Origin of the sequence: Microcystis aeruginosa NIES-2549, from assembly GCF_000981785.2 — a bacterium.
Taxonomy (GTDB): domain Bacteria; phylum Cyanobacteriota; class Cyanobacteriia; order Cyanobacteriales; family Microcystaceae; genus Microcystis; species Microcystis aeruginosa_C.
This window is the reverse complement of record NZ_CP011304.1, coordinates 170,221-192,650: the sequence shown is the minus strand read 5'-3', so window position 1 is coordinate 192,650 and position 22,430 is coordinate 170,221. Positions and strand designations below refer to the sequence as shown.

General features: G+C 43.8%; 26 protein-coding genes. 19 read left to right on the top strand and 7 right to left on the bottom strand.

What is annotated here, in order from left to right:
• Nucleotides 1-15 precede the first annotated feature (15 nt).
• The 4 genes from rpsE to myaer_RS00960 all read left to right on the top strand — a co-directional run bounded on the left by rpsE (nucleotide 16) and on the right by myaer_RS00960 (nucleotide 3,209).
• Nucleotides 16-537: a 30S ribosomal protein S5 gene (rpsE, locus tag myaer_RS00975; RefSeq protein WP_002757584.1), complete on the top strand. Its 522-nt coding sequence runs from the start codon at nucleotides 16-18 to the stop codon at nucleotides 535-537.
• Nucleotides 538-547: 10 nt separating this feature from the next.
• Complete coding sequence (rplO, locus tag myaer_RS00970) at nucleotides 548-991, top strand: 50S ribosomal protein L15 (RefSeq protein WP_002753896.1); 444 nt, start codon at nucleotides 548-550, stop codon at nucleotides 989-991.
• A 260-nt stretch (nucleotides 992-1,251) separates the two neighbouring features.
• Entirely contained in the window at nucleotides 1,252-2,571 is a 1,320-nt protein-coding gene (gene secY, locus myaer_RS00965; protein ID WP_046660589.1) for a preprotein translocase subunit SecY, read from the top strand.
• A 71-nt stretch (nucleotides 2,572-2,642) separates the two neighbouring features.
• Nucleotides 2,643-3,209, top strand: a complete 567-nt coding sequence (locus tag myaer_RS00960) for an adenylate kinase (protein WP_046660588.1) — start codon at nucleotides 2,643-2,645, stop codon at nucleotides 3,207-3,209.
• Between the two features lie 415 nt (nucleotides 3,210-3,624).
• Here the strand turns inward: myaer_RS00960 and myaer_RS00950 are convergent, their stop codons facing one another.
• Complete coding sequence (locus myaer_RS00950) at nucleotides 3,625-5,850, bottom strand: DNA methyltransferase (RefSeq protein WP_046660587.1); 2,226 nt, start codon at nucleotides 5,848-5,850, stop codon at nucleotides 3,625-3,627.
• 752 nt (nucleotides 5,851-6,602) lie between these two features.
• Between myaer_RS00950 and glmS the strand changes: the two genes are divergently transcribed.
• From glmS to myaer_RS00930, 3 genes are read left to right on the top strand one after another with little or no spacing between them, the layout of a single operon-like run.
• Complete coding sequence (gene glmS, locus myaer_RS00940) at nucleotides 6,603-8,504, top strand: glutamine--fructose-6-phosphate transaminase (isomerizing) (protein ID WP_046660586.1); 1,902 nt, start codon at nucleotides 6,603-6,605, stop codon at nucleotides 8,502-8,504.
• A gap of 55 nt (nucleotides 8,505-8,559) precedes the next feature.
• Nucleotides 8,560-8,862 (top strand): hypothetical protein, encoded by a 303-nt coding sequence (locus myaer_RS00935; protein ID WP_046660585.1) that lies wholly within the window; start codon nucleotides 8,560-8,562, stop codon nucleotides 8,860-8,862.
• Nucleotides 8,853-9,101 carry a DUF2283 domain-containing protein gene (locus myaer_RS00930; protein ID WP_046660584.1) on the top strand — a complete coding sequence of 83 codons (249 nt, stop codon included), beginning with the start codon at nucleotides 8,853-8,855 and terminating at the stop codon, nucleotides 9,099-9,101. The genes myaer_RS00935 and myaer_RS00930 overlap by 10 nt, the downstream gene beginning before the upstream one ends.
• Before the next feature lie 56 nt (nucleotides 9,102-9,157).
• Here myaer_RS00930 and myaer_RS00925 read toward each other — a convergent pair whose 3' ends face one another.
• On the bottom strand, nucleotides 9,158-9,475 hold the full coding sequence (locus tag myaer_RS00925) for a DUF3067 family protein (RefSeq protein ID WP_046660583.1): 318 nt from the start codon (nucleotides 9,473-9,475) through the stop codon (nucleotides 9,158-9,160).
• Nucleotides 9,476-9,651: 176 nt separating this feature from the next.
• Between myaer_RS00925 and efp the strand changes: the two genes are divergently transcribed.
• From efp to myaer_RS00895, 6 genes are all read left to right on the top strand, one after another.
• Nucleotides 9,652-10,209 (top strand): elongation factor P, encoded by a 558-nt coding sequence (gene efp, locus myaer_RS00920; protein ID WP_046660582.1) that lies wholly within the window; start codon nucleotides 9,652-9,654, stop codon nucleotides 10,207-10,209.
• Nucleotides 10,210-10,375: 166 nt separating this feature from the next.
• A complete protein-coding gene (gene accB, locus myaer_RS00915; protein WP_046663561.1) occupies nucleotides 10,376-10,870 on the top strand; it encodes an acetyl-CoA carboxylase biotin carboxyl carrier protein in 495 nt (164 codons plus the stop codon).
• Nucleotides 10,871-10,875: 5 nt separating this feature from the next.
• Nucleotides 10,876-11,862, top strand: a complete 987-nt coding sequence (locus myaer_RS00910; protein ID WP_046660581.1) for a zinc-dependent alcohol dehydrogenase family protein — start codon at nucleotides 10,876-10,878, stop codon at nucleotides 11,860-11,862.
• Between the two features lie 139 nt (nucleotides 11,863-12,001).
• Nucleotides 12,002-12,688: an ATP-dependent Clp protease proteolytic subunit gene (locus myaer_RS00905; protein ID WP_002746650.1), complete on the top strand. Its 687-nt coding sequence runs from the start codon at nucleotides 12,002-12,004 to the stop codon at nucleotides 12,686-12,688.
• Between the two features lie 35 nt (nucleotides 12,689-12,723).
• Nucleotides 12,724-13,323, top strand: a complete 600-nt coding sequence (locus myaer_RS00900) for an ATP-dependent Clp protease proteolytic subunit (RefSeq protein ID WP_002734165.1) — start codon at nucleotides 12,724-12,726, stop codon at nucleotides 13,321-13,323.
• Nucleotides 13,324-13,435: 112 nt separating this feature from the next.
• Nucleotides 13,436-13,840: a DUF1622 domain-containing protein gene (locus myaer_RS00895; RefSeq protein ID WP_046660580.1), complete on the top strand. Its 405-nt coding sequence runs from the start codon at nucleotides 13,436-13,438 to the stop codon at nucleotides 13,838-13,840.
• A gap of 92 nt (nucleotides 13,841-13,932) precedes the next feature.
• Here the strand turns inward: myaer_RS00895 and myaer_RS00890 are convergent, their stop codons facing one another.
• The 3 genes from myaer_RS00890 to myaer_RS00880 form a co-directional block, all read right to left on the bottom strand.
• Nucleotides 13,933-14,613 (bottom strand): response regulator transcription factor, encoded by a 681-nt coding sequence (locus tag myaer_RS00890; RefSeq protein WP_046660579.1) that lies wholly within the window; start codon nucleotides 14,611-14,613, stop codon nucleotides 13,933-13,935.
• Between the two features lie 98 nt (nucleotides 14,614-14,711).
• A complete protein-coding gene (locus myaer_RS00885) occupies nucleotides 14,712-15,167 on the bottom strand; it encodes a (2Fe-2S) ferredoxin domain-containing protein (RefSeq protein ID WP_046660578.1) in 456 nt (151 codons plus the stop codon).
• A gap of 55 nt (nucleotides 15,168-15,222) precedes the next feature.
• Nucleotides 15,223-15,525, bottom strand: a complete 303-nt coding sequence (locus myaer_RS00880) for a hypothetical protein (RefSeq protein ID WP_046660577.1) — start codon at nucleotides 15,523-15,525, stop codon at nucleotides 15,223-15,225.
• 115 nt (nucleotides 15,526-15,640) lie between these two features.
• Here myaer_RS00880 and myaer_RS00875 point away from each other — a divergent pair, with 115 nt between their 5' ends.
• The 4 genes from myaer_RS00875 to myaer_RS00860 all read left to right on the top strand — a co-directional run bounded on the left by myaer_RS00875 (nucleotide 15,641) and on the right by myaer_RS00860 (nucleotide 18,849).
• On the top strand, nucleotides 15,641-16,042 hold the full coding sequence (locus myaer_RS00875; RefSeq protein ID WP_046660576.1) for an Npun_F0494 family protein: 402 nt from the start codon (nucleotides 15,641-15,643) through the stop codon (nucleotides 16,040-16,042).
• Nucleotides 16,043-16,219: 177 nt separating this feature from the next.
• Nucleotides 16,220-17,695 carry a cobyric acid synthase CobQ gene (gene cobQ, locus myaer_RS00870; protein ID WP_046660574.1) on the top strand — a complete coding sequence of 492 codons (1,476 nt, stop codon included), beginning with the start codon at nucleotides 16,220-16,222 and terminating at the stop codon, nucleotides 17,693-17,695.
• A 9-nt stretch (nucleotides 17,696-17,704) separates the two neighbouring features.
• On the top strand, nucleotides 17,705-17,944 hold the full coding sequence (locus tag myaer_RS00865; RefSeq protein ID WP_002775208.1) for a 2Fe-2S iron-sulfur cluster-binding protein: 240 nt from the start codon (nucleotides 17,705-17,707) through the stop codon (nucleotides 17,942-17,944).
• 287 nt (nucleotides 17,945-18,231) lie between these two features.
• Complete coding sequence (locus myaer_RS00860) at nucleotides 18,232-18,849, top strand: class I SAM-dependent methyltransferase (protein ID WP_046660573.1); 618 nt, start codon at nucleotides 18,232-18,234, stop codon at nucleotides 18,847-18,849.
• 101 nt (nucleotides 18,850-18,950) lie between these two features.
• Here myaer_RS00860 and myaer_RS00855 read toward each other — a convergent pair whose 3' ends face one another.
• Complete coding sequence (locus tag myaer_RS00855) at nucleotides 18,951-19,655, bottom strand: cytochrome b/b6 domain-containing protein (RefSeq protein ID WP_046660572.1); 705 nt, start codon at nucleotides 19,653-19,655, stop codon at nucleotides 18,951-18,953.
• 45 nt (nucleotides 19,656-19,700) lie between these two features.
• Between myaer_RS00855 and myaer_RS00850 the strand changes: the two genes are divergently transcribed.
• Nucleotides 19,701-20,441, top strand: a complete 741-nt coding sequence (locus myaer_RS00850; RefSeq protein WP_046660571.1) for a TIGR00297 family protein — start codon at nucleotides 19,701-19,703, stop codon at nucleotides 20,439-20,441.
• A 24-nt stretch (nucleotides 20,442-20,465) separates the two neighbouring features.
• Nucleotides 20,466-21,521, top strand: coding sequence for an amino acid ABC transporter substrate-binding protein (locus tag myaer_RS00845; protein ID WP_046660570.1), 1,056 nt, complete (start codon nucleotides 20,466-20,468; stop codon nucleotides 21,519-21,521).
• A gap of 2 nt (nucleotides 21,522-21,523) precedes the next feature.
• Here myaer_RS00845 and myaer_RS00840 read toward each other — a convergent pair whose 3' ends face one another.
• On the bottom strand, nucleotides 21,524-22,411 hold the full coding sequence (locus myaer_RS00840; protein WP_046660569.1) for a lipid kinase: 888 nt from the start codon (nucleotides 22,409-22,411) through the stop codon (nucleotides 21,524-21,526).
• Nucleotides 22,412-22,430: the final 19 nt, after the last annotated feature.

The following is a 22,430-nucleotide window of genomic DNA, read 5'->3' as shown; positions in this document are numbered from 1 at the left end:
AACACTGATAAAACTATGGCAAAACGTCGCAAAGGCAACCGCGAAAAAGAAAAAGAAACCACTTGGCAAGAGCGGGTCATCCAGATCCGCCGGGTTAGTAAAGTGGTTAAGGGTGGTAAAAAACTCAGCTTCCGGGCCATCGTCGTGGTCGGTAATGAAAACGGCCAGGTGGGAGTGGGAGTCGGCAAAGCAGGAGACGTTATCGGGGCCGTCCGTAAAGGCGTGGCCGATGGTAAAAAACAACTAATTGAAGTCTCCTTAACTAAGGCTAGTTCCATCACTCACCTCACCCGGGGCGCTTCCGGTGGCGCTCAGGTGCTTATGCGTCCGGCGGCTCCGGGGACTGGGGTTATTGCCGGGGGTGCTGTCCGTACCGTTTTAGAATTAGCTGGGGTGAAAAATATCCTCGCTAAACAACTCGGTAGCGATAACCCCCTCAATAACGCTAGAGCCGCCGTTAACGCCCTGGAAACTCTCCGCACTTTCTCGGAAGTGGCCAAGGATCGAGGCGTATCTGTAGAACATTTGTACACATAAAGAAATCACCATGAAACTCCACGAAATCGCCCCCCAACCGGGGTCCACTAAACGCCGTCGTCGTGTGGGACGGGGTGTCTCGGCCGGCCAGGGCGCTAGTTGCGGTCTGGGAATGCGCGGACAAAAATCTCGCTCTGGGACGGGGACTCGTCCCGGTTTTGAGGGGGGACAAATGCCCCTCTATCGTCGGGTTCCCAAATTAAAGCATTTTCCTTTGGTTAACCCCCGTCAATACACGATTGTTAATCTGAAAAAATTAGCTTCTTTACCCGCTAATACGGAAGTTACCCTAGAAAGTCTGCTAAAAGCTAACATTCTCACCAGCAACGACGGTCCTTTAAAAGTTTTGGGTGATGGTGAAATTACCGTTCCCCTCAAGGTGAAGGCCGCCGCTTTTAGCAATAGTGCTAAAGAGAAAATTACCGCCGCTCAAGGTACTTGGGAAGAAATTTAACGGAGACAGGAGATAAAAGGCAAAAGGCAAAAGGCAAAAGGCAAAAGGCAAAAGGTAAAGGGCAGCTTTGTTCTCCCCACACCCTACACCCCACACCCTACACCCCACACCCTACACCCTACACCCAACCCCTAACACCCAATCCCCAAGACCGGATTGCTATATCATAATAAACACAGGGGAAATCTTAAAAAAATCGAGAAAGTTTTCCCCCTCGATTACTTTTTCCCATAAAAAAACTGCACTAGAGGTAACTGTTAATGGTCGTTAGTCGTGATAAGGCTCCCACGGCACAGGAAACGTTTATGCAAATGGCACAGGCGGCCGGTTTACGCGGTCGCTTGTTGATTACATTGGGTTTACTGATTCTGCTCCGTTTTGGGATGTTTGTACCGATACCCGGTTTGGATCGGGCAAGATTAGCAGAAATTATTCAAAGTAACGCCGCTTTGGGAATCCTTGACCTGTTCACCGGGGGAGGATTATCGACGTTAGGGATTTTTGCCCTCGGCATTCTTCCCTATATCAACGCCTCAATTATCGTGCAACTGCTCACCGCTGCCCTTCCTTCTTTGGAAGATTTACAGAAAAATGAAGGAGAGGCAGGACGGCGAAAAATTGCCCAAATTACCCGTTATATTGCCTTTGGTTGGTCAATTATTCAAAGTATCGGTATTACTCTCGGTTTATTGGTGGCTAACGGCGTTGTGGCCGGAACTTTACCCTCGATCGCTGCTACGGTTCTCGCTTTAGTGGCGGGTTCTATGTTCGTGATGTGGATTTCGGAACTGATCACAGAACGCGGTCTGGGAAATGGAGCATCTTTGCTGATTTTTGTCAACATTGTCGCTGTTTTACCAAAAACCCTCGGTGATACAATTACTTTTGCCCAACAGGGTGGCCGACAAGCGATCGCTCAAGTGGTGATTCTCTTGCTGGTTTTCTTGGTGATGATTATCGGCATTGTTTTTGTTCAGGAAGGAACCCGTCGGATTCCTATTGTTTCTGCCCGTCGTCAGGTGGGTCGTCGTCTCTATCGGGAAAGAACCAGTTATCTACCCCTACGACTCAATCAAGGGGGCGTGATGCCGATTATTTTCGCCTCGGCAGTGTTGGTCTTACCTTTCCAATTGGTGCAAGCTTTACCCACGGATAACCCGGTCGGTCAGGTTTTAGTTCAGTTGGTTAATGCCCTGCGTCCCGATAGTTGGGGTTATGTGGCTTTTTATAGCTTACTAATTCTCGGTTTTAGTTTCTTCTACGCTTCCCTGATCGTTAACCCCAAGGATATGTCCCAAAACCTGAAAAAAATGGGGACCAGTATTCCGGGGATTCGACCGGGGACCGCTACTACTAATTATCTGGAAGGGGTGCTGAATCGTCTCACCCTTTTGGGCGCTCTCTTTTTAAGTTTGGTGGCTACTGTGCCGACTGTAGTAGAAAGCGCCACCGGTGTCACCACTTTTCGCGGTTTGGGGGCAACTTCCCTGTTAATTCTGGTGGGGGTGGCGATCGATACGGCGAAACAAATTCAAACCTATGTCATCTCTCAACGCTATGAGGGCATGATTAAACAGTAGTTAGATAGTTAGCCAGTGACCTTTTAGCGGTTACTGGTTATTTTTTCCCTTAAAACCCTATATTTAATCCCATGAGCAAACGGATCGGTGTGATATTTTTGGGACCGCCCGGATCGGGAAAAGGTACCCAAGCGGCAAAATTAGCGGAATCTCTGACGATTCCCCATATTTCTACCGGTGAAATTTTACGTCAAGCAATTACAGAGAAGACAGAACTTGGTCAACAAGCACAAGCTTATGTGGAAAAGGGCGAATTAGTCCCCGATGAGTTGTTATTAGGTTTAATTCAGGAACGTTTAAAACAGCCTGACAGTGCTAAGGGTTGGATTCTTGATGGGTTTCCCCGCACGGTGGCACAGGCGAGCTTTTTAGACGCATTACTGGAAGAATTGGCCGATAGTTACACATTTGTGGTTAATTTGGCTGTACCAGATACGGTCTTAATTGAGCGTCTCATGCAACGGGGTCGTCAAGATGATACTAAAGAAACCATCGCCCGTCGCCTACAGGTTTATATCGACCAAACTGCCCCCGTTTTAGATTATTACGGTCAAAAGGGGACTCTTAACCATATCGACGGTAATCAACCGATGGACGCGGTTACTGCCGCTTTAACAGCAGTTGTCATTCCTGTGTAAAGTTTGTCTCAGTAATCAGTTATCAGTCAGTAAAAATTACCACTTTTTATAAGTTTTTTATATCAAACAAGCGTTAATAGTTGAGCATATTTAAATTTACATTTCGCAATATTTATCTTTGTCTTAAGAATTTATTGAAAATAATTCTCATTTGTTTACGAGGTTGCAATACTTCCAGCGATTATGGTATAATTTCGCAGTATGAAGTGATGGTATGTTCTGTGCTTTTTTGGCTTTTTAGCTGTCTGGTGATCCTGAAAACCCTTGCTAAATCTACACTCACCTATTCAGCAACAGCAACAACTGGCAGTTAAAGAGCCTTTTTTAAGCCAACCCGTTGATCAATTAATTGTGTAGTTTTGTTGCAAAGAGAAAGTTTTTTTGACAAAAAGAAAAAAGTGTGCTGCCACTGGATTTAAAATAAACTCAATTGTCCTTCTTGTTTTAAGCGCCAGTTATCATCACCAACTCTCTGGGCAATATCTTCGAGGACGCTTAGAATCGTCTGATTTTCGGGAGTTGTGCCATTTTTTAACAGAGGTAATATATTAAAAACAATATCATCAAAACTAGAGCTTTTATTATCTCTTTCCATCCTTCTCAAATAGCTAATCAAATAGTATTTAATTCTCAATTTAACATCGATTTTTGACTTAAACTTACTATCTTTTTTGATGGTATATAATTCAGTCTTTTCCTCATAATCAAAATTATCTAACAAAATTGGAGTCAAGTCTGAATACTCCTTGGCTAGTAAATCTAAAAACCCTAATTCCAAACCTTTAATAATCAATTCATCGTTAATTTGTTCTAGGGTTGCCCCATCATTTTTAGCAATAATTCCTTCAACAGTTTGCATGACAATCTCGGTGATATCCATGCCTAAGTTAGCTTTCATTACCGCTTTGGGAGTGGGAACTTTCCGAAAATTAATAATTAACTGTCCTGATAAAACTGTAAAGGGATTTTGCCGCTTTTTAAAGCTCGTTTGTCCATTTTTTTGTGGCACTGCTCCCACATACTCAAATCCGCAACTTTCTGCCGTATCTAAAATTAAATGCCAAAACTCAGGATCTTTGTGAGCAAAGACAAAGGATAACCATCGCTCAAATTTTAAAACCCGATACATTTCTCGAATACTTTGGGCAATTAATTGATTATATTCCTGTTTACTTTTTTGGATTGTTCCACCTTCAATAGCTTCTAATTGATAGTCCTTTTCCGTCACTTCTAAATCTAACCAAGCATTCCACATTATTGATAAATCTAAGTAGGGAATTTTCTTTCCGTAGGGAGGATCGGTATAAATATAATCAACGCTTTCATTTTCAATAAAATTTAAGTCTGTCGCTGTTCCTTTAACAATTTTGGCATAGTTGATGGTGTTTTTATTAACATAAAACTCCATTTCTTGTTTAGCTGCAACAAGTTTTTTAAATTTAGTTTCATAAATTTTTATTAAGGGCATTTCTCCAGGTTCATGAGCAATTCTATAGCGATAATATCTAAATACAGAACTATCACCCCCCGCCGCACTTCTTGTGTAATGAAAAGTCAAATTATACTTATTGATTGTACTGGAAAAAACTAACAATAAAGACTCTCTAACATTCTCGTTTAGTTCTTGTTTAATCAAATGTTTTAATAAACTTAGTTGAGCTAATTGTTTGTTACTAAATAACTGTTCAACAGTAGCCACATCAGAACCTTTAGGCAGTTTCAAACCTTGGGGATAAGGATAGGTATTGAGAATCTTTGTTATTTCCTCTTTGGTTTGCGGTTCTCGCTCTTGGTAGGCTAATTTAACTCGTTCAAAAGCCTGACTTAAATCATCAAAATCAACGGGACTAATTAAAGAATTAACAAGAAAAATAGCCAGAGGGTTAATATCAATACTAATCGCTTTGCGGTTATTCATTAAAGCTTCAATTGCCGTCACTCCACTACCGCCAAAAGGATCAAGAATGACATCTCCCGGTTGACTAAAGTTTTTAATATATTCTGCCACCACATTCCATGCTTGTTTAGTAAAATATCCATGAACACCAAAATGTCTTTTAGCTTGTTGTTTTTTTACCTCAATTGGTTCTAATAAGGGACGACTTGAGTAGTCAAAAGTTTTGCGACTGATTGGGGAATGGCTTTGATAACTAAAACTTTTCCCCACTTGAAATCTATCTGGGGCTAAATACTGGGTCAACTCTTGCCAACTATCGGCAATTGCATCAAGAGAAAAATATAAGATAGGTGTACTGGTATCGAGGGTCTTAAATAAACTAAATTCTAGGCCATTACAAAGAGCAAAATAATTACTTCTGATTTCAGGATGAGTGGCATAACTATAGACCTGTTCTACTGAATCACCTTCGTAGATATTTTCCGTTGGTTTTTTAGCCTCTAATACCCAAGCATAACTTTGATTAACTTTGAGAACATAGTCAGGAATTAAATTTATCGGACGTTTTTTACTGCCAACCTTTAAAAAGGGATGCCGTAGGGTTTTACTTCTTTCGATATTATCCTCTTGGTAGCCCAAACTTGTTAAAAGAGGTAAAATAATCACTTCTCTAACGCTGTCTTCCTTAAAGTTAGGGTGATTTTTAATTGCCTGAAAATCAATAGCAGAAAAAATATGATTCATGGGTTAGCACTGTTTGTGATAGTTTCGATAAATCTTCCTTACTCAGGGGAAAATCAGACCGATTAACTTTGAATACTTACCATTAACCTGCCGTGAAGTTGGGTAGGTAGGCACAATTATTTGTAGGATGGGTTAGCGGTAGCGTAACCCGTGCGGGGGTTGGGTTTCATGCTTCAACCCAACCTACGTTCTACGTTCATCTTATATTTAATTCCACCCACCTACTTAATTATCTTTTATAAGTTTTTTATATCAAACAAGCGTTAATAGTTGAGAATATTTGAATTTACATTTCGCAATATTTACCTTTTCTTAAGAATTTATTGAAAATAATTCTCATTTGTTTACGAGGTTGCAATACTTCCAGCGATTATGGTATAATTTCGCGGTATGAAATGATGGGTTTTTCTGTGCTTTTTAGGGTTTTTAGCTGTCTGGTGATCCTGAAAACCCTTGCTAAATCTACACTCACCTATTCAGCAACAGCAATAAATGGCAGTTAAAGAGCCTTTTTTAAGCCAACCCGTTGATCAATTAATTGTGTAGTTTTGTTGCAAAGAGAAAGTTTTTTTGACAAAAAGAACAAAGTGTGCTGCTGAGTGATCTATATTGCTTTTATTTATTCTCCCCACACCCCACTCTCCTATAGGGGAAACTTTACCCTTACCCCTGCGTCTTTAGGCTCTAAGCAAACAAGCGCCACGCTTGCGATAGAATAGATCGGACTTAGCCTAAATGGGGTGAGCGAAAGAATGTGCGGAATTGTTGGCTATATCGGAACCCAAACAGCGATCGATATTCTCCTAGCTGGTTTGGAACGTTTGGAATATCGGGGTTATGATTCGGCAGGGATTGCCACAATTCTCGAAGGTGAATTACATCGAGTCCGCGCCCAGGGAAAACTCTACAATCTGCGGGAAAAATTAGAACAGGAAGTTAATCCCTCCCAAATTGGCATCGGTCACACCCGTTGGGCAACCCACGGCAAACCCGTAGAAAGTAATGCCCATCCCCACACCGATAACAGTCAACGGGTGGCAGTGGTACAGAATGGCATTATCGAAAACTTTCAGGCATTAAGAACAGAATTAAAGGAAAAAGGCTGTATATTTGACTCAGAAACCGACACAGAAGTTATTCCCCATCTAATCGCCAGTTATTTACCCAAACCTAGCGATGAAGAAGACTTGGGGGTGAGTCCTTTCCTCAAGGCAGTTTTAAAGGCAATTGAACGTTTAGAGGGTGCTTTTGCCCTAGCGGTAATTAGTCCCGATTATCCCGATGAATTGATTGTCGTGCGGCAACACGCCCCTTTAATCATCGGTTTTGGTCAGGGGGAGTTTTTCTGTGCCTCCGATGTCAGTGCTTTGGTTCCCCATACCCGGGCGGTGCTGTCCTTGGATAATGGCGAAATCGCTCGCTTAACACCCTTGGGAGTAGAAATTTATAATTTTGAGGGAAAAAGAGTCCGTAAAAGCCCCAGAGTCCTCGATTGGAGTCCGACCACCGTAGAAAAACAGGGTTATCGTCACTTCATGCTCAAGGAAATCTACGAACAACCAGGAGTGGTGCGCGACTGTTTAGGGACCTATCTGCATCCCCATTGGACAGCACAAAATGGGGATAATGTCAACCCGATAAATATTAATTTTTCTGAAGAAATTTACGATAATTTAGAACATATTCAGATTTTAGCCTGTGGAACCAGTTGGCACGCCAGTTTAGTCGGTAAATACTTGATTGAGCAGTTGGCAGGTATTCCCACAAGAGTACAGTACGCCTCGGAATTTCGCTATGCACCCACCCCCCTGATGCCCAATACTTTAACCATCGGGGTGACGCAATCGGGGGAAACAGCCGACACTTTAGCGGCGTTGGAAACAGAAAAACAGCGTCGTTTAGGATTAGGAAAAAAATATCAGGCCCGGATTATCGGGATTACTAATCGCCCCGAAAGTACCCTAGCACAAATGGTCGATCAGATTATTAATACCCAAGCGGGGATCGAAATCGGGGTGGCCGCAACTAAGAGTTTTACCGCCCAGTTATTGGGTTTTTATCTCTTAGCTTTGGATTTATCCTATCGTCGTCAAACTTTGTCTTTAGAGAGAATCGAGCAAATTATTAATCAAATGCGATCGCTGCCAAGGTTGATCGAAACTGTCTTAGAAAAACAGGAAAAAGCGATCGAAGAATTGGCCCATGAATTTAATGACACCCAAGACTTTATTTTCTTGGGACGGGGGATTAATTTCCCCATTGCCTTAGAAGGGGCCTTAAAACTCAAAGAAATCAGTTATATTCATGCCGAAGGCTATCCAGCCGGAGAAATGAAACACGGACCAATCGCGCTTTTAGATGCAAAAGTTCCCGTAGTAGCGATTGCGATGCCGGGGGTAGTTTATGATAAAGTTCTCTCCAATGCACAGGAAGCAAAAGCAAGGGATGCGCGATTATTGGGAGTAGTTGCCGATAGCGATACGGAAGCACCAAAAGTCTTTAATGATTTGTTGTATGTGCCAGAAGTTGAGGAATTATTATCGCCAATTTTAACGGTAATTCCCCTACAATTGCTCTCCTATCATATCGCGGCTCGTCGCGGTTTAGACGTGGATCAGCCGCGCAATTTAGCCAAAAGTGTCACGGTGGAATAAGGTTCATCAGGTTGAAAGTGTGGTTTAAAGGTCTATTTGCACTAAATCGGAACCTATGAATCTCCATACAACTTCTCAGAATGGGGTTTTAATTCGTCTGACAGAGGAGAGATGGAAACACATTATCAGTGGACATAGTGAATTAGTATCGTATCAAGCGGAGATATTGGAAACCATCCGCTATCCTGAGAAAATCCTAGTAGGAAACCAGCAGGAATTGTTGGCAGTTAAACAAATAGTTTCTGGAAAATATCTAATCGTTGTTTATCGAGAATTATTAGATGAGGGATTTATTATTACTGCTTATTTAACCCGTCTTCTTTGTGAATTAACCAAGAGGAAACAAATATGGCCATAACTAGCATTAATATTCAATCTTATCTTAACTTCGCCAAGATGATTCACGCTCTGCCTCAGCAAGATTTTTGGACAGCTTATGATGCAAAAGCAGATATTTTGTATATTAATTTTTATCAACCATCTTTACCTGCGGATGATAGCGAATTAACAGATAATGATGTGATTATTCGTTATCAAGCGGATAAGATCATTGGTTTAAGTATTCTCAATGTTAGTAAAATCCAATCATCCCAGTAATGCTAGTATATTTGAATAATACCCACAAATTTCGATGATGTAATTGTAATAACTGATCACTGATCACTGAGCAGCCATTCCGATGCCCTTTCACCTAGGTCTAGGGGCAGACTAACCGCTTTACCGAGACGGGGACGCTCGCGGGTTTCGCGGATAAAAGCTTGAAATTGACTAACACCACCCCATTCGTGGAGATAATTAGCGATCGCATTGAGATGTTCCAGATATTCAGACTCGGAGAGGGGAAAAGAAGCTTGTTCGAGATATTTCCACATTACCTGGACATGAACCTTATCTTTGATGCGTCGTAGCTGGATATCGTAGGAACGACCCCATTTTTCTAGTAATAATTGCTGTAAGTCCACACCCGTCATGGTTGATATCGCTTCTCAGATGTCAGTCAGTCAATTAATTCTAACTTACTTTTAGCTGCTGCCCCTAGGTTAGTCCACCGCGCTTCAATTCAGACAAATTCCCATAAAAAAGTTTTTTTCGGTACGGCGAGTATGTAAAATGGAATGTTGATCTTTCTTGGCCTAAACAGCATTTCATGATTTCGAGTAACGACTTTCGGAGTGGCACAACCATCCAGATCGATGGCTCTGTCTGGCGGGTGGTGGAATTCCTGCACGTCAAACCGGGTAAGGGATCGGCCTTCGTGCGAACCAAGTTAAAAAATGTCCAGACCGGCAACGTGGTAGAACGGACGTTCCGGGCGGGGGAAACCTTGCCCTCAGCCACGATCGAAAAGCGCACCATGCAGCACACCTACAAAGAAGGCGATCAGTTTGTCTTTATGGACATGGAGACTTTTGAGGAAGCAACTCTCACCCCGGCACAGATGGGCGATCAAGCCAAGTATCTGAAAGAGGGAATGGAAGTTAATATTCTCTTTTGGAATGAGCAAGTGTTAGATGTGGAATTGCCCACCTCGGTAATCTTGGAAATCACCGATACGGATCCGGGAGTCAAGGGAGATACGGCCACCGGTGGCACGAAACCGGCGATCGTAGAAACGGGAGCGCAGGTGATGGTTCCCCTGTTTATTTCCATCGGTGAAAGGATTAAAGTGGATACCAGGGATGGTTCCTATCTGGGACGGGAATAATTGTGATGAGAAGCCCAGAAATGAGGGCTTAGGGACGGGTTTAGGACTAAAGCCAGTGTTTCTGAGCCTGTTTCCCAAAACTTAGCCGCTAGATGGGAAAAATCGGCGGTTTGGTGGGTGCGAATTTGGATTTGTTGCTTTTTATTTGCGAGGGGATTTCAGAGCGGTGACTATTGATTACAACGAAATTCGAGAACTGATCAAAACATTGGCAGCAACGGATATCAGTGAATTTAGCCTAAAAAGTGCAGATTTGGAGCTAAATATCCGCAAAGAAACCGTTAATACTGCCCTTGGGCCTCTCCCCGCTCCCTTGCCGGTGGTGACGGCCCCGGTCGCCCCTCCAGTGGTAGCCGCCAGTCCCACCCCGGCCCCAGAAACCCCCACTCCCGAACCCGCGGCCGCCGCTATTGATAAAAAATGGCTGGCGATTACCTCTCCCATGGTCGGCACTTTTTATCGCGCTCCCGCTCCCGATGAACCCTCTTTCGTGGAAAAAAACGATCGAGTCCGGGTCGGACAAACGGTCTGTATCATCGAAGCGATGAAGTTGATGAACGAAATCGAAGCGGAAGTGGCCGGGCAAATCGTCGAAATCGCCGTCGCTAACGGTGAACCGGTAGAATTTGGCCAGACGTTAATGTGGGTTAATCCCGAATAGATAGAATGAAAGCTATCCTCATGACCGCCGTGGATGTGCTGCAACTTCAGCAAGTCCCCACCCCGAAAATTAGTCAACCGCATCAGGTTTTAGTAGCATTAAAAGCGGCTGGTGTCAACCCTATTGATACAAAAATTCGTAAACGCGGCACTTTTTACCCCGAGCAAATGCCAGCCATTTTGGGCTGTGACGGGGCGGGAATTGTCGAGGCCGTTGGGTCGGCGGTGCAGGATTTTCGCCCCGGGGATGAAGTGTACTTTTGTAGCGGCGGACTGGGCAGGGCTGGCACGGGAAATTATGCTGAATATGCCCTAATCGAGGCGGATTATCTGGCTCACAAGCCGAAATCTCTTTCTTTTGCTGAGGCGGCCGCTGTACCTTTGGTTTTAATCACCGCTTGGGAAGCACTCTACGATCGCGCCCGTCTTCAGTCGGGACAAAGCGTACTTATCCATGGCGGGGCCGGGGGTGTTGGTCATGTTGCGATTCAATTGGCGAAACTGAAAGGGGCTAAAGTTTATACAACGGTGGGAAATAGCGATAAAGAGCGTTTAGTGCGGCAATTAGGGGCAGATTACCCGATTTTATACAAACAAACCGATTTTGTCGCGGCGATACTTCAAGAAACCGCAGGGAAAGGAGTAGATATCGCTTTTGATACGGTGGGAGGGGAAACTTTTAGGCAAACTTGCCGAGCGGTGCGAGTGTACGGCGATATGGTGACGATTTTGGAACCTACGGGCAGCTGGAAGGAAGCCCGCGATCGCAATTTGCGGATTAGTTTAGAATTAATGTTAACCCCGGCTTTGATGGGACTGCCAGAAGCGCAAAAATATCAAACAGAAATTCTCAGACAAGGGGCGCGTTTAATTGACGAGAAAAAGTTAACCATTCATCTCTCCCAAACCTTCCCTTTAGCGGCAGCTATCAGCGCCCATCAATTGCTAGAAACTGGTTCGGTGACGGGGAAAATTGCCCTAATTATCGACTAGAAATCTGCTTGTTACTACTGGTGAACAGCAGAAGTTGTTAAAGCAGGGAGAAGGCAAACCACCGCTACACTTTTGCCGATCGGTCAACCTGATTACGTTAAAATCAAAAGCAGGATACTGTGTATGACGGAAAAACTCGATGAACTCAGTGATTAAAGCGGTACAAACTGCCTATTATGGGGATGCAGCCTATCGGACACCACCACCAGACTTAGAATCTCTCCTGCTCAAAGAGAGAATTGTCTATCTGGGGTTGCCTTTATTTTCCTCCGATGATGTCAAGCGCAATGTCGGGGTGGACGTGACGGAATTAATTATCGCCCAACTGCTCTACCTGCAATTTGACGATCCCGAAAAACCGATTTTCTTCTATATCAACTCTACCGGCACATCCTGGTACACTGGCGACGCGATCGGCTACGAAACCGAAGCTTTCGCCATCTGTGACACCCTCAACTACATTAAACCTCCCGTTCATACTATCTGTATCGGACAGGCCATGGGAACTGCCGCGATGATTCTTTCCGCAGGAACCAAGGGTTTTCGCGCCTCCTTACCCCACGCTACCATTGTTCTCAACCAAAATCGCACCGGGGCCCAGGGACAAGCCACCGATATCCAGATTCGTGCCAAGGAGGTAATCGCCAACAAACAGACGATGTTGGAAATTTTCTCGAAAAATACGGGTCAAACCACCGAAAAACTGGCGAAAGATATGGATCGCACCTTCTATCTCACCCCACAACAGGCGAAAGACTACGGATTAATCGATCGCGTTCTCGAAAGTCGCAAGGAACTACCAAAACCCCTCGCCCAAGTTAGTTAAGATTTATTACAAATTAGCAGGAGTTGTTACCAATTATGCCTATCGGTGTGCCAAAAGTTCCCTACCGTCTGCCGGGTAGCCAATACGAACAGTGGATTAGCATTTACAGCCGTCTTTCGGTGGAACGCATTCTTTTTCTGGGGCAAGAAGTCACCGACGGGTTAGCCAATGCCCTTGTGGCCCAAATGCTTTATCTCGACTCGGAAGATCCCACTAAACCCATCTATCTCTATATCAACTCGCCGGGGGGTTCCGTTACCGCCGGTATGGCCATCTACGACACCATGCAGTACATCAAAGCGGAAGTGGTGACTATCTGTGTGGGATTAGCGGCCTCCATGGGGGCATTTTTACTGGCTTCCGGTAGTCCGGGTAAGCGTCTCGCCCTTCCCCATGCGCGGATTATGATTCACCAACCCATGGGCGGAACTGGGCGCCGGCAAGCGACGGATATCGACATTGAAGCTAAGGAAATCCTGCGTATTCGCCAGCAATTAAACGAAATTATGGCTAATCGCACCGGACAAACCATCGAACGCATCGAAAAAGACACGGACCGCGATTATTTCCTCTCCGCCGAGGAAGCTGTCGCCTACGGTTTAATCGATAAGGTGGTGGAGGGAAGACCGGCTTAAGTCAGTCAGAGGTTAGAACAGGCGAGAAACCTGTTCTAACTGCCATTGGAGAAACTTCCTTAGATGGTAGGTCGGTTTATCGGATAATCCCATAAGAGGATATCTGTTGGGTATGGAATTTTTAGCAACGTTAGAAACAGGCTTGATCTCTGCGGTGGCAATCATCAAGTTTTGCCTAGAAAGTATTTCGATCGCTTGTGTGGTGATCGGATTAATTAAAACCCTACAATTAGCTTGGCAGTCTCATCGTCACCGTCGCAGTCTTCCCCCTTTTTCCTTCAATCAAATTCGCATTCGTTTCGGTACTTGGCTATCTTTAGCCCTAGAGTTTCAGTTAGGTGGAGACATCGTGGCTACCACCGTCACACCTACTATAGAAGCCTTGGCACAACTCGCCCTCATCGCTATTATCCGAACTTTCCTCAACTATTTCCTCAGCAAAGAATTGGAAACGGAATTGTCCATGGAAAAAGAGCGATCGCAACTAGCAGCCCAGGACAATCTCAGGGATTTTTAATGCCAAAAAAAGGTGAGTTGACAATCACCTGACCTAACCCCTGATAAGCTGTTGACTATTGAGGGTATGCTAAAAAAGTTTTTCAGCAAGCTCTAGATAGTGAACAGCTTATTACTTTCGATCGCCCATTGGGTCAATTCCGTGCGATTATGAAGACCGGTTTTATGAAGCATATTCGACACATGACTTTCGATTGTCCGTTGACTAACATTGAATTTTGCGGCGATTTCCCGATTAGCCAGGCCCTGGGCGACCAATTGTACTACTTTTAACTCCGTTGGGGTTAATTCCACATTACCCTGGACTTGAACAGGGGTGACATCCGAGGAATGGTGGCGGGAGGTGCGTTTCGGCAACCGGCCTGCTTGTTTGAGGAAAGACTCCACCCGGGCCACTAATTCTTCTGGTTCAAAGGGGTTGACCATATAAAAATCGGCCTCGGCGGTTACACCTGTTACCTTGTCCTGACTGTCCCCCTCAGGGGAGAGAAAGATCACGGGAATGCCACTAAAACGACTGTCCTGACGAATTTTTTCGAGGAAGGCATAACCGTCCATTTCCGGCATGATCAGATCACAGATAATCATATCGGGGATTTCCCTTGCTTTGGCAGTATTTGCCCCGCGTTCGAGGATTTCTAGGGCCTCGGGACCGTTTTCTGCGGTTGTCACCCTATAACCACGAAACTCTAGATAATCCTTCACCAAAAGTATTAAATTTGGGTCATCGTCGATGAGTAAAAGTTGTTTGTTGTCTTTGTTGATCTCTTTCATCGCTATTTTCCACGCTGCAGGGTTGGGGGAATGGAGACGGACAAAGGATCGATAGGCAAGAGGCAACAGGTAGTTAGATATGTGTAGTTAATTGTGTTTCAGTTAGTTTTAACGCTGTTTTCCTCTATTGTTTCGGGTTCTTCTTCTGGACAGTTCAGAGAAATTGCCGGTAAATCGTGGCGAAGGAAGGCATATTCGGTGACGATTTGATTACCGATTAGGTGTTCTTGGATAATTCTTTCGATCGCTTCCTTGTTTACCCTTCCATACCAGACCCCTTCCGGGTACACTAATAAAATCGGTCCCTGGCTACAAACCCGCAAACAGTTGGCTTTAGTGCGAAAAACACAACCCGGACGGTCGGCGCTAGGGCGATCGAGTTGTAATTCACTTAACCGCTTCTTTAAATAATCCCACACTTCTAACCCTTCTTGCTTGTCACAGCATTTTGGCTTAGTCTGATCGCAGCAGAGAAATAGATGACGCTGAATCTGGGCCAATCCCAACTTAGCCACATTTTCCCCTAAGATATCTCTGGTGTCCGCTTCTTCCATAAATTTTTTTTATCAATTAAACTCTTGACATTGAACAGAAAATGTGCATAGCCGACTAAACTTTCGGTTTGAGGATGTAACGATAGATGAGATAAACGATAGCAGCGAGGATTAAAGCGCTTAAAACTGCGCTAACTAGCCGTAAAATCGCCGTTAAAATCGAAAGAGCCACAAAAACCCCCGCCACTGCTACGACTACCTGTGCCGGTGTGGACAGGCTGCCGTACCAAGTTTTCACTTTTTCGAGGGTGGCAGCGAAACTAACCGGGGTATCAACGGGGGAAAAATCGTCGGTTTCGATTTCCACTTCCACTTCCTCTGGGGTATATTTAGTATCGAACGGTTCGGGAGACTGCATAAACACTCAAGCTACTTAACACTTCATCCCTATTCTATCGATGATTGGGGTTGACAGGGGTTGAGACAGAATTAATGTAACAATGAGTTTATCAATAGCTAAACGACTGGAATCTATGAGCCTATCGACTCCCACCGTTACCGCCATCAATTATCCTGATGCTACCATCACTAGGGCCCAACGCGCCCTCTGTTGTTCTCCTTTCCGTGTCACCTTATTTGCGGCTATGCTGGAGCGAAGTGTATCACTTTTAAGCATTCCGGGTGCTGGAGGTTTAGAAAAAGGTTATACTTCCAGACTGCTGACGGAAGCAGCAGCGGAAAGCTATCTTCTCTGGTTGATTAAAGTGGGAATTTTGCGGCGAGAAGTAGATGGACAGGGGATAACCGATAGTTTTCGTCTCACTCCTTTGGGGAGGAAATTAATAGAAAAATGGCAACCCCAAGGGGACCTTTTCCCTCAACCCACTTTCTGGCAAAGATTTTTAAATGCTCTGCAACGTTGGTTTTCTTTTTAATGGTGTCAGGAGTCGGGAGTCAGTTATCAGTTATCAGTTATCAGATGTGAGTTTTCAGTTATTAGCCTCTTGCATGAGTGCCTGTCCTTATAAGTAGCATATACTCAACGGATTTAGTATCAACTGATTACTGTTTACCGATTACTGTTCACTGAAAATACTCAATAAAAAAACTAGATGAAAGCAATTATGGTAGTGGGGACAACCTCCCACGCGGGTAAATCTTTTTTAACTGCGGCTTTATGTCGTTTATTCAACCGGAAAGGTTGGCAGGTAACACCCTTTAAAGGTCAGAATATGGCCCTTAATGCCTATGTTACCGCCGGAGGGGGAGAAATGGGTCACGCTCAGGCGGTGCAAGCATGGGCCGCGGGGACAATTCCCCGGGTAGAAATGAACCCAATTTTATTAAAACCCCAGGGAAATATGACCTCTCAGGTGATTATTAAAGGCAAGGCTGTGGGTGTCACCACGGCAGTGGATTATTATCAGAATTATTTTGAGCAAGGTTGGCAAGCAATTAAAGAATCTTTAGCTAAATTATCAACAGAATTTGATCTAGTTGTCTGTGAAGGTGCGGGAAGTCCGGCGGAAATAAATCTCAAACATCGCGATTTAACTAATATGCGGGTGGCTAAATATCTCGATGCCGCTACTATTTTAGTGGTGGATATTGATCGCGGGGGGGCTTTTGCTCACGTCGTCGGTACGTTAGAATTATTAGAACCGGAGGAAAGAGCTTTAATTAAAGGTATTGTGATCAATAAATTTCGCGGACAAAAATCCCTCTTAGATTCGGGGATTACTTGGCTAGAAGATTATACAAAAATTCCCGTCTTAGGAGTTCTTCCCTATAGTGATATCTTTTTAAGTGCCGAGGATTCTCTTAGTTTACTCGATCGACCCGCCCAAAAACCCAAAGCTGAACTAAATATCAGTGTCATTCGTCTGCCTCATATCGCTAATTTTACTGATTTTGACCCTCTCTGTGGCGAAGCAACGGTTAATGTCCGTTATCTAGAATTACAGGAATCTTTAGGTGATCCCGATGGGGTAATTATCCCCGGCTCTAAAACCACTGTTGCTGATTTAATTGCTCTTAATCAAAGTGGTATGGCTAATCAATTACAAGCCTATCACCAAAGGGGAGGTATTATCTTTGGCATCTGTGGTGGTTTGCAAATGTTAGGGCGATTAATCCTGGATCCTGATCATCGAGAAGGTTCCGACAGTGAGGCAGCTGGCTTAAATTTACTGCCGTTAAAAACGGTAATTACTGCCGAAAAAATTACCCGTCAACGACAAGTTTTATCTAATTATCCCCAAGCAGGTTTACCAGTAATGGGATACGAAATTCACCAGGGAATAAGCCAATGGGAAAGTGAATCAGGTTATCAAAAAATGTTCGAGGAAGATGCTAGTCTAGGAATTGTCAATGATTCTCTGTCAATTTGGGGCTGTTATTTACATGGTATCTTTGATAATGGTTCTTGGCGAAGAACTTGGTTAAATCATCTACGTCAGCGTCGCGGTTTATTGTCTTTGCCTACGGGAATTGCTAACTATAGTGAACAAAGAGAAATAACCCTAGATAATATGGCTAATTTATTGGAAGAACATTTAAATCTTAACCCTATTTTTGCTCATTTGTAAGGAGAAATTATGACTATTGCAGTGCGTTTTTTACCCGATGATATTATCATAGAAGCGGAAACGGGAGAACTATTATTAGACGTGGCCAAAAAAGCAGGAATTGACATTCCTACCGGCTGTTTAATGGGTTCCTGTCACGCTTGCGAGGTAGAATTAGATGATGGCACTCAAATTTGTAGTTGTATTACCGGTATCCCCGGCGATCGAGATTCTTTAACCGTTCATTTATACTCCGATCCCCTCTGGTAGTTGTTAAAGTTTTCTGATAACAGAATTCGGGTATTACTGTTAAGTTTACGACTTCTAACTAGGAGAATAATGGCTCGGAGACTTCTCGCCTAGGAGAAGGTTTTTAATTTTTGCAAGATGTCCATGGATAATAGTATATGCAATATATTGATAAAATAGTATAACAGTTCGTATCAATGGGCTGTAAGAATAAATTTCACCAAACCCTTGACAAAAGTTACTTTTTGTATTACCCTGCGATAGTGGTTATACCACGAAAAATACTTACATATTAACTATTTTAAAATATGTCAGATTATTATCATTATCAAAATTCTTGCTGTGGGACTGCCCACGCTTATTTGCTACCCTCTCTGAGTCAGATTTTTGCCGATCTTGCTCCTCCTGAAAAGCGTATTTTTGATCTCGGTTGTGGCAACGGTTCGATCGCTAATTGGTTATCAGAAAAAGGATTTCAAGTCAGTGGCTGCGATCCTTCCGAATCGGGGATAGCAGAGGCAAAAAAAGCCTATCCTGAACTTGATCTATACGTTGGCTCCGCCTATGATGATCTGGCTAGTAAATTTGGCACTTTTCCGCTGCTAATTAGTTTGGAGGTGGTAGAACACGTCTATGCCCCGCGCAATTACGCTAAGACCGTTTATAATCTGCTGCAACCGGGGGGATATGCGCTGATCTCCACTCCCTATCATAGTTATCTCAAAAATTTAGCCCTAGCGGCTACGGGTAAGATGGACGATCATTTTACCGCTCTTTGGGATCACGGACATATTAAATTCTGGTCTGTCAAAACTATCACAAAACTGTTAACAGAAGCTAATTTATCGGTAGAGAAAATCTATCGTATTGGTCGTATTGCTCCCTTAGCAAAGACGATGATTATTCTCGCTCGTCGGGGTCAATAAATCATAATAAATCCTGTTTAAAAGGTATAGGAGAGGAGGATAGCAGGGAATTCGAGCATTTGTACTAAAATTCCCAATACGCAGTTTAAATACAGTACAGCTTAGTCAAACTTGGGAACAATCCAAGCCGCTATAATACCCAATAAAACAACAATTTCTAAGATTTTATATAAGTTAAGAGATTGTAGCCACTGCAAAGTATTAGCTAGACGCAAATTTAACCGCCATTGACGTAATTGAGATAACCATAATTTCGGATTATCTTGTTCACGAAAACGCCATTTAAGAATAGATAATAACAGGGGAATCCCTCCCACTTTAGCAGTCATGAGCAGGTGCAGGATCAGACTTACTGCCATAATTAACCAACTGAGCAAATGGGCATAATACCAAAAGTGATTTAATTCCCCTTCTGGTAGCCATTCGGAATCCATCATCCGACCACTATACAAGGCAAAAGTTAGGGCAAAAAGAATCAAAGTATTGACTAAACGATGGAGACTATACCACCAAATCGGCTTACCAAATTGGGTTAATTTGTTAAGAGAATCACTTTGAATTAATCTTTTGTTGCCCCGACGAAAAGCATAGATAGCAAAAACGGGAAAGATAATCAGAGTATAGAGGCCAAAAGTGCCATGAATACTTTCAATTTCTCGATATTCTGGTAAAGGCAGTTTTAACCAACGACCGTCAAAAGTATCATAGGTCCAATAGGCCGTAACCATGGCGGCAATGAGAGCAATTCCTGTTAATCCGTGCAGAATTCGCAGTAAAAGAGGTTGATAAGGTTGATTAGTTTTCATCGACTCGATCGATACAATAGGGGAGGTAAACTTTGCCCAGATACTATGTTAACTAATCCTTGGCTCGTCGCTATTCTTCTCAATACCGTGCTGCTCGGAATCGCTGCAATTGCCCCAAAAAAGCTCTTAACTCCGATGGGTTATCTCCATGCTTGGTTTTTAGGGGTGATTGTCTGGGGAAGCTTGGGATGGCGCGGTTATCTAATTGTTTTATTCTATTTCCTCGTCGGTTCTACTGTCACCCGCATCGGGTTAGCTCGCAAGGAAGCAGAGGGAATTGCCGAAAAAAGAGCGGGGGTGCGCGGTCCTGAAAATGTCTGGGGTTCCGCTTTAGCGGGGGCAATTTGCGCTATCCTCAGTCTTTTTGCCGCTTCTCCCTGGGATTACCTCTTAAGACTCGCTTATGTGGCTAGTTTTAGCACCAAATTAGCCGATACTACTGCCAGTGAGGTGGGCAAAGCTTACGGTAAAACTACTTATCTAATCACTAATTTTAAATCCGTCCCCCGGGGAACAGAAGGGGCTGTTAGTTTAGAGGGAACGTTCGCCGGTTTGCTGGCAGCCACGGCTATTTCCCTGTTAGCATGGGGTATTGGTGCGATCGATCTTCTTGGTGTGTTATGGTGCGTAATTGCGGCATTTATCGCCACCAATATCGAAAGTCTCATCGGTGCTACCCTACAAACTCGCTTTCTGTGGTTAACTAATGAATTGGTCAATGTGATCAATACGGTTATCGGTGCGATCGTGGCTATACTGTTAAGCTTGTTCTGGTCTTTCAGCTAAAATTAAGTGACTAAAGAAATATCTATGCTAAAGTGGCGTTTTTGTGCATTGTCCCTGCTGTTACTGCTAATTACTGCCTGTGGGACAGAAAATCAACCCAATTCTAGTTCTACCACTGCCAATAGTCCCGATGCGGGCCGCTTGCAAACGGTGAAAAATCGCGGTAAGTTAATTTGTGGCATTAACGGAGAAGTGCCGGGGTTTAGCTTTGTTAATGAAAAAGGCGAATATTCGGGCTTAGATGTGCAAATTTGCCGAGCTATTGCGGCGGCTCTCTTTAATGATCCCTCCAAAGTCGAATATCGTAAACTTAGCCCTCAAGAGAGATTTACTGCCGTACAGACGGGAGAAGTGGATATCCTCAGTCGCAACACCACCTGGACGGTTAACCGGGATACCGCCCTGGGGATGGAGTTTATCACCCCGGTTTTCTATGATGGTCAGGGAATTATGGCCACAAAAGCCAGTAATATTAAGAAATTAGAAGATTTAAGCGGAAAGTCCATTTGTGTGCTATCGGGAACCACCACGGAACAAAATCTGGCCGATGCCATGGCAAAAGCGGCAGTGCAAGGTTATAAACCGATCGTTTCCGATGATGTGGAGGCTTTATATACAGCTTATCAGGCGGGGCGCTGTCAGGCTGTCACCTCCGATCGCTCCCAATTGGTGGCCCGGCGCTCGGTTTTTCCCCGACCACAGGATCATCAATTATTAGAAGTGGTAATATCAAAGGAACCCTTGGCCCCGGCCGTGGCCGATGGTGATCCCCCTTGGTCGAATGCCGTCCGCTCGATCGTTTTTAGTTTAATTCAAGGGGAAGAATTCGGGATTAACTCCCAAAATATTGCCACTTTTGCCGATAGCAAAGACCCCAGTATTCGGCGCTTTTTGGGTATTGATGAGAAGTTAGGCGAAGATATGGGTTTACCCAATGATTTTGCCCAAAGAGTCTTAAAACAGGTGGGTAATTACGGTGAAATTTATGATCGTGAAATCGGTAAACCCCTGCAACTCGATCGAGGTTTAAATAATCTTTGGACAAAGGGGGGTTTATTGTATTCTCCTCCTTTTCGTTAATTTTAAGATTGTGTTTCCTGACGGGGAATATAGACCCCTAAAACCGCCGGAATAACCCGAAACATGGCGGGAGTAGTGCTAGTAATTTCGCCATCGGTGTTGATACTATGGGGTTTACGAGTCTGAATTTGAATTTCTTTCCCTTTAAGAGTTCTCACCCAAGATAATAAACCCTGTTGTCCTCGTGGTAATGTCCATAAAAGCGGGAAAATTTGCCACCAGTGTTCAATTTCTAGGCTATATAAATCTAACCTTTGATCGTCGATTTGGGCATCATGAGCGATCGGCATTCCTCCCCCATAATAACGACCATTTCCGATCGCTATTTGTAGGGTTTTAACTTTGATATTTTGGCCATCAACACGGATCATAGCGGTAAAAGGACGGGTTTTACTTAATACCTGTAAGGCTGTCCAAGCGTAGGCAAAAATCCCCAAACGTCGCTTTAAACCCTTGTTCAGTTTTTGGGTAATTTTCACACTTAATCCTAAACTAGCTACGTTGAAAAAGTATTTATTATTTACCCAACCTAGATCGATATATTTTAAATTACCTTCCGCAATAATTCGACAGGCTTCGGCAATAGAATTCGGTATCCCTAAAGTCCGGGCCAAATCATTAGCCGTTCCCAGAGGTATAATGCCTAGGGGCAGTTGAGTTTCTACCAACATATCCGCCATAGCATTGAGAGTCCCATCACCACCGCCGACGATAACTAAATCAATATCATAGCGATATTTTTCCATCAAAAAAGGTATATCTTCTACCTTTTTCAAAGGGACGCTGATAATTTCAAAATCCCAATGATTGAGCAGCTCGACAGTTTGAGCAAAGTTTTCTTTACCCTTGCGCGAGTGACGATTAATTAGTAGTAAAGCTCTTTTAGTCATAGGTAAGTTTCTCAGTAGC

Excerpts from the sequence above, each read along its gene's own strand:
- myaer_RS00850 (WP_046660571.1), top strand. The coding sequence starts at position 19,701 with ATGTTAACTAATCCTTGGCTCGTCGCTATTCTTCTCAATACCGTGCTG.
- myaer_RS00950 (WP_046660587.1), bottom strand. The coding sequence starts at position 5,850 with ATGAATCATATTTTTTCTGCTATTGATTTTCAGGCAATTAAAAATCAC.
- myaer_RS00880 (WP_046660577.1), bottom strand. The coding sequence starts at position 15,525 with ATGCAGTCTCCCGAACCGTTCGATACTAAATATACCCCAGAGGAAGTG.
- myaer_RS00885 (WP_046660578.1), bottom strand. The coding sequence starts at position 15,167 with ATGGAAGAAGCGGACACCAGAGATATCTTAGGGGAAAATGTGGCTAAG.
- myaer_RS00890 (WP_046660579.1), bottom strand. The coding sequence starts at position 14,613 with ATGAAAGAGATCAACAAAGACAACAAACAACTTTTACTCATCGACGAT.
- myaer_RS00865 (WP_002775208.1), top strand. The coding sequence starts at position 17,705 with ATGACTATTGCAGTGCGTTTTTTACCCGATGATATTATCATAGAAGCG.
- myaer_RS00840 (WP_046660569.1), bottom strand. The coding sequence starts at position 22,411 with ATGACTAAAAGAGCTTTACTACTAATTAATCGTCACTCGCGCAAGGGT.
- secY (WP_046660589.1), top strand. The coding sequence starts at position 1,252 with ATGGTCGTTAGTCGTGATAAGGCTCCCACGGCACAGGAAACGTTTATG.
- rpsE (WP_002757584.1), top strand. The coding sequence starts at position 16 with ATGGCAAAACGTCGCAAAGGCAACCGCGAAAAAGAAAAAGAAACCACT.
- myaer_RS00960 (WP_046660588.1), top strand. The coding sequence starts at position 2,643 with ATGAGCAAACGGATCGGTGTGATATTTTTGGGACCGCCCGGATCGGGA.
- myaer_RS00905 (WP_002746650.1), top strand. The coding sequence starts at position 12,002 with ATGAACTCAGTGATTAAAGCGGTACAAACTGCCTATTATGGGGATGCA.
- myaer_RS00875 (WP_046660576.1), top strand. The coding sequence starts at position 15,641 with ATGAGCCTATCGACTCCCACCGTTACCGCCATCAATTATCCTGATGCT.
- cobQ (WP_046660574.1), top strand. The coding sequence starts at position 16,220 with ATGAAAGCAATTATGGTAGTGGGGACAACCTCCCACGCGGGTAAATCT.
- rplO (WP_002753896.1), top strand. The coding sequence starts at position 548 with ATGAAACTCCACGAAATCGCCCCCCAACCGGGGTCCACTAAACGCCGT.
- efp (WP_046660582.1), top strand. The coding sequence starts at position 9,652 with ATGATTTCGAGTAACGACTTTCGGAGTGGCACAACCATCCAGATCGAT.
- myaer_RS00930 (WP_046660584.1), top strand. The coding sequence starts at position 8,853 with ATGGCCATAACTAGCATTAATATTCAATCTTATCTTAACTTCGCCAAG.
- myaer_RS00860 (WP_046660573.1), top strand. The coding sequence starts at position 18,232 with ATGTCAGATTATTATCATTATCAAAATTCTTGCTGTGGGACTGCCCAC.
- myaer_RS00900 (WP_002734165.1), top strand. The coding sequence starts at position 12,724 with ATGCCTATCGGTGTGCCAAAAGTTCCCTACCGTCTGCCGGGTAGCCAA.
- myaer_RS00925 (WP_046660583.1), bottom strand. The coding sequence starts at position 9,475 with ATGACGGGTGTGGACTTACAGCAATTATTACTAGAAAAATGGGGTCGT.
- glmS (WP_046660586.1), top strand. The coding sequence starts at position 6,603 with ATGTGCGGAATTGTTGGCTATATCGGAACCCAAACAGCGATCGATATT.
- myaer_RS00910 (WP_046660581.1), top strand. The coding sequence starts at position 10,876 with ATGAAAGCTATCCTCATGACCGCCGTGGATGTGCTGCAACTTCAGCAA.
- myaer_RS00935 (WP_046660585.1), top strand. The coding sequence starts at position 8,560 with ATGAATCTCCATACAACTTCTCAGAATGGGGTTTTAATTCGTCTGACA.
- myaer_RS00895 (WP_046660580.1), top strand. The coding sequence starts at position 13,436 with ATGGAATTTTTAGCAACGTTAGAAACAGGCTTGATCTCTGCGGTGGCA.
- myaer_RS00855 (WP_046660572.1), bottom strand. The coding sequence starts at position 19,655 with ATGAAAACTAATCAACCTTATCAACCTCTTTTACTGCGAATTCTGCAC.
- myaer_RS00845 (WP_046660570.1), top strand. The coding sequence starts at position 20,466 with ATGCTAAAGTGGCGTTTTTGTGCATTGTCCCTGCTGTTACTGCTAATT.